The following is a 3,687-nucleotide window of genomic DNA, read 5'->3' on the forward strand; positions in this document are numbered from 1 at the left end:
TCGTTACCAGCGTTGGTTGGTGGTTACCAGGGGTAGGGCTCGTTACCAACGGAATACGGTTGGTGTCGAGCGATAGTGCTGGTGACGCGTCCGGATCGCTGGTGTCGGGCGCGGATCGCTGGTGTCGCGGGGGCCGCGTCCTGTTGCGTGGTGCTGGGCTGGGTGGGCGTCGTTACCAGCGGTGGTTGGTGGTTACCAGGGGTAGGGCTCGTTACCAGCGGAATACGGTTGGTGTCGAGCGATAGTGCTGGTGTCGAGCGATAGTGCTGGTGTCGAGCGATAGTGCTGGTGACGGGGGCTCCATGCTCATCAGGGGGCGGACCGGCTACCGTGGTTGTGTGTTGTCCCGCTTCCGCACCGCCTACGGGCTCTTACTCGCACCATTGGCTCGGTTGCTACTGAAGGCCGGGGCCAGCCCGACCGCGGTGACCGTCGCAGGCACGGTCGCGGTGGTGTTGTCAGCTCTGCTGCTGTTCCCGGGCGATCATCTTGTGGCCGGGTCTGTGGCGTGTGGGCTGTTCCTGCTGGCTGACGGCTTGGACGGCACAATGGCCAGGCTGGGGAACAGGGAAACGAAGTTCGGGGCGTTCCTCGACTCCACACTCGATCGGGTGGCCGACGGTGCGATCTTCGTCGGCCTCGCAGCTTGGGGAATCGGTCGTTCTCCCCTCGTGAGCTGGCTCGCCATGCTCTCACTTGTTGCTGGGTTCATCGTCTCCTATGCCCGGGCCCGCGCCGAAGCTGAAGGATGGAACGTATCGGTGGGGTTGTTCGAGCGTACTGACCGCCTGGTCGTCGCGTTGGCGGCAGCGCTGATCGCCGGGTTCGGGGCGGGGGAGTCCGCACTCGTCGTCGGCCTTGCGGTGGTCCTGGCCGGGAGCGTAGTCACGACCGGGCAGCGGATCGCCGCTGCTAGGAGGGCCTCGCTGCCTCCACGAGAGCCCGAGCGGCCCTCATCGTCGCTGTTATGAGGCGCTCGTTCGGCAGGCCGGAGTCGAGACGCTGGAAGGCGGCCTCCAGTAGTCCGAGGGTGAGTGCGGACTGGATCCGGGCCTCTGTCTCATCCGCCACCAGTTGAATCCAGGCCGAGCCGAGGGCGTCACGCAGGATGCTGTGGGCGTAGTCTGCGATCTGGGAGGTCGCGCTGGACGCAGCTGCTGAGCCGCGCGAGACGTCCATCAGCCAACTGTGCCCCGTCGTCTGGGCCTGTTCGAGATTGACGCGAACCCACTCCACGATCCGGTCGCCCGGATCCTCCAGCGGGGCGAGTGCTTCCGAAACCGCCCTATCCCAGGCGGGCAGGTAGCGCGCCAGCACCATCCCGCGCAGGTCGTCGACGCTGTCGACATAACGGTAGATCGAGTTGCGAGCGATGCCTGCCGCGGCGCTGACGACGCCTGCGGTCAGTGGATCACCTGCTCGGAGGATTCTCTCCGCTGCGTCGACCAGGGTCTCACGCACCAGCTCGCGGTGTTCGGCAACGGTGGGTGCGGCGATCTTGGGCATGGGTCATTCTCTCACGCGATTTGACGACATGGTGTCGCCAACCTACAGTAGATAGCGACAACGTGTCGCAAACAAGGAGGTCCGAAATGGCCAAGCAACTAAAGACCTGGTACTGGTTCGCCATGATCTACACCGCGCTCGGCCTGGCCAGTGGGTTGTTCTACAGGGAGTTCACCAAACTCAATGGTGTGCCCGGGGGAACCCAACTCGCCGTCGCGCACACCCATCTGCTCACCCTCGGAACGATCTTCTCTCTGATCTTCCTGGTGCTTGAGCGTCTGTTCCGGCTGTCCGAGGTGACCCGGAGGTACAAGGCCTTCGTGATCACCTGGAATGCGGGCGTGCTCGTCACCGCCACGATGTTGGTAGTCAAGGGATGTCTGCAGGTCCTCGGTTCGGACTTTGCCACCTCGCCCATGATCGCCGGGATCTCCGGCCTCGGCCACATGACCATCACCGCCGCGTTCATCCTTCTGATGATCGTCCTCGGCAAGCGACTGGCTGAAAGTGAGTCGACACATGCCTGATGTCGAGCTGGCCGGAAAGCGTCGCTGGGTCGGCCTGGCCGTCCTGGCGCTCTCCCTGGGGTTGGTGGTGCTCGACGGCACCATCGTAGGGGTTTCGCTGCCGGTCATCATTGCCGATCTGAAGCTGTCCCTCACCGACGGGGTCTGGGTCAACAGCCTCTATTCCGTGGTGTTCGCCGCGCTGCTGCTCACGGCTGGCAGGTTGGGCGACCGGATGGGACGTCGCAGGCTGTTGATCGCAGGCATACTCGCCTTCGTGCTTGGCAGCGTGCTTGCGGCCCTGTCGACCGGCGCCGCCGCGCTCATCGCGGCCCGTGCGGTGCAAGGGGTCGGAGGCGCTCTGATCCTCCCCTCGACACTCTCCACAGTCAACGCCACCTTCCGGGGGAAGGACCGCGCCGTCGCCTTCGGCGTCTGGGGTGCGGTCATGTCCGGCGCGGCCGCGCTCGGTCCGCTCCTCGGCGGGCTGCTCACCACCTATGCCTCCTGGCACTGGATCTTTTGGGTCAACGTGCCCCTCGGCATCGCCATCGTGATCGCCGCGGTGATCGTCGTCGATGAGACGGTCGGTGACGACTCCAGAGGCACAGACCTCATCGGGCCCGTGCTGGCCGCCATCGGATTCGGTGCGCTGGTCTTCGGGCTCATCGAGGGTGCGAATCTCGGCTGGTGGACGCCACAGGCCGAGTTGGCCATCGGCGGGTGGAACTGGGGGACCGACGCGGCCGTGTCGCCCGTGCCTGTCGCGCTGGCGGTCGGCCTCGTCTTCGTCGCGGCCTTCGTCCTCTACGAGAGGGCGCTTGGACGCACAGGTCGTACACGGATCCTTGACACCGCGCTCTTCACCATTCCCAGCTTCTCGTGGGGAAACCTGACTGCGGCGCTCGTCGCCGTCGGTGAGTTCGCACTCATCTTCGTCCTCCCTCTCTATCTGGTGACGGCGCTCGGTCTCGACACCCTCGGAGCGGGGTTCGTGCTCGTCGCGATGGCCGGTGGCGCTTTCGTCGCAGGTGCCTCGGCGAGGCATCTGGCGGGGGCATTGGGTGCCTCGAAGGTTGTCGTGCTCGGCCTTGGTCTGGAGGTCATCGGCACGGCGGCGACCGCCGTGATCGTCCAGCTTCAGTTCGGGCCTTGGTGGGTCGCCGGGGCACTGCTGGTCTACGGCGTGGGCGTCGGGCTGGCGTCGGCCCAGGTGACCTCCCTTGTCCTGGGTGACGTTCCCGTCGAGCAGTCCGGGGCTGGGTCTGCGGTCCAGTCGACGGTTCGTCAGGTCGGCTCGGCGCTGGGCAGTGCGATGGGAGGTTCGGTCCTCACCGCGGTACTGGGCACCCGGGTCCTGCACGGGGTTGACGTCGGTGATTTTGCGCACGCCAGCGCTGTGGCGGTGTGGTTCTCGACGGGCCTGTTGGCGGTTGGGCTGTTCTCAGCGACGCGCCTTGCCGCCTCGGCGGGAAAGCCTGCCAGGAGCGTGGCACTCGCTCGGTGAGTGGAGCGGGATCGGTCGAGCCGGGGTGCGCGTCGGTTGAGCCGGTCCCACCGCGCGAAGCGCCGTGGTGTGCGTCGGTTGAGCCGGGCCGTGAGCTTGCGAACGCCCGTGACGAAACCATCGTGACCTTGTCCGCGGAGTCTCCCCAGAGCCCGTGGTTGGGTTGCT

Annotated in this window: 4 protein-coding genes; 3 read left to right on the top strand and 1 reads right to left on the bottom strand. The window is 66.0% G+C overall.

The features are described 5' to 3' along the window. Positions 1 to 338 precede the first annotated feature (338 nt). Positions 339 to 971 (top strand): phosphatidylinositol phosphate synthase, encoded by a 633-nt coding sequence (gene pgsA / locus BUC15_RS18555; RefSeq protein WP_073191544.1) that lies wholly within the window; start codon positions 339 to 341, stop codon positions 969 to 971. Here the strand turns inward: pgsA and BUC15_RS18560 are convergent. Further along, complete coding sequence (locus tag BUC15_RS18560) at positions 913 to 1,506, bottom strand: TetR/AcrR family transcriptional regulator (protein WP_073191535.1); 594 nt, start codon at positions 1,504 to 1,506, stop codon at positions 913 to 915. The genes pgsA and BUC15_RS18560 overlap by 59 nt on opposite strands. A gap of 86 nt (positions 1,507 to 1,592) precedes the next feature. On the opposite strand from BUC15_RS18560, the gene BUC15_RS18565 reads away from it, so the two are divergent. After that, the gene (locus tag BUC15_RS18565) at positions 1,593 to 2,033 is read left to right on the top strand and encodes a DUF2871 domain-containing protein (protein WP_073191538.1); all 441 of its coding nucleotides are present in this window, start codon (positions 1,593 to 1,595) and stop codon (positions 2,031 to 2,033) included. Then, the gene (locus BUC15_RS18570) at positions 2,026 to 3,519 is read left to right on the top strand and encodes an MFS transporter (protein WP_073191541.1); all 1,494 of its coding nucleotides are present in this window, start codon (positions 2,026 to 2,028) and stop codon (positions 3,517 to 3,519) included. The genes BUC15_RS18565 and BUC15_RS18570 overlap by 8 nt, the downstream gene beginning before the upstream one ends. Positions 3,520 to 3,687: the final 168 nt, after the last annotated feature.

This window comes from Tessaracoccus bendigoensis DSM 12906 (genome assembly GCF_900141915.1).
Lineage (GTDB): Bacteria > Actinomycetota > Actinomycetes > Propionibacteriales > Propionibacteriaceae > Arachnia > Arachnia bendigoensis.

Bases quoted from the DNA above. Each gene is read 5' to 3' on its own strand.
- BUC15_RS18560 (WP_073191535.1), bottom strand. From the start codon at position 1,506: ATGCCCAAGATCGCCGCACCCACCGTTGCCGAACACCGCGAGCTGGTG.
- BUC15_RS18565 (WP_073191538.1), top strand. From the start codon at position 1,593: ATGGCCAAGCAACTAAAGACCTGGTACTGGTTCGCCATGATCTACACC.
- BUC15_RS18570 (WP_073191541.1), top strand. From the start codon at position 2,026: ATGCCTGATGTCGAGCTGGCCGGAAAGCGTCGCTGGGTCGGCCTGGCC.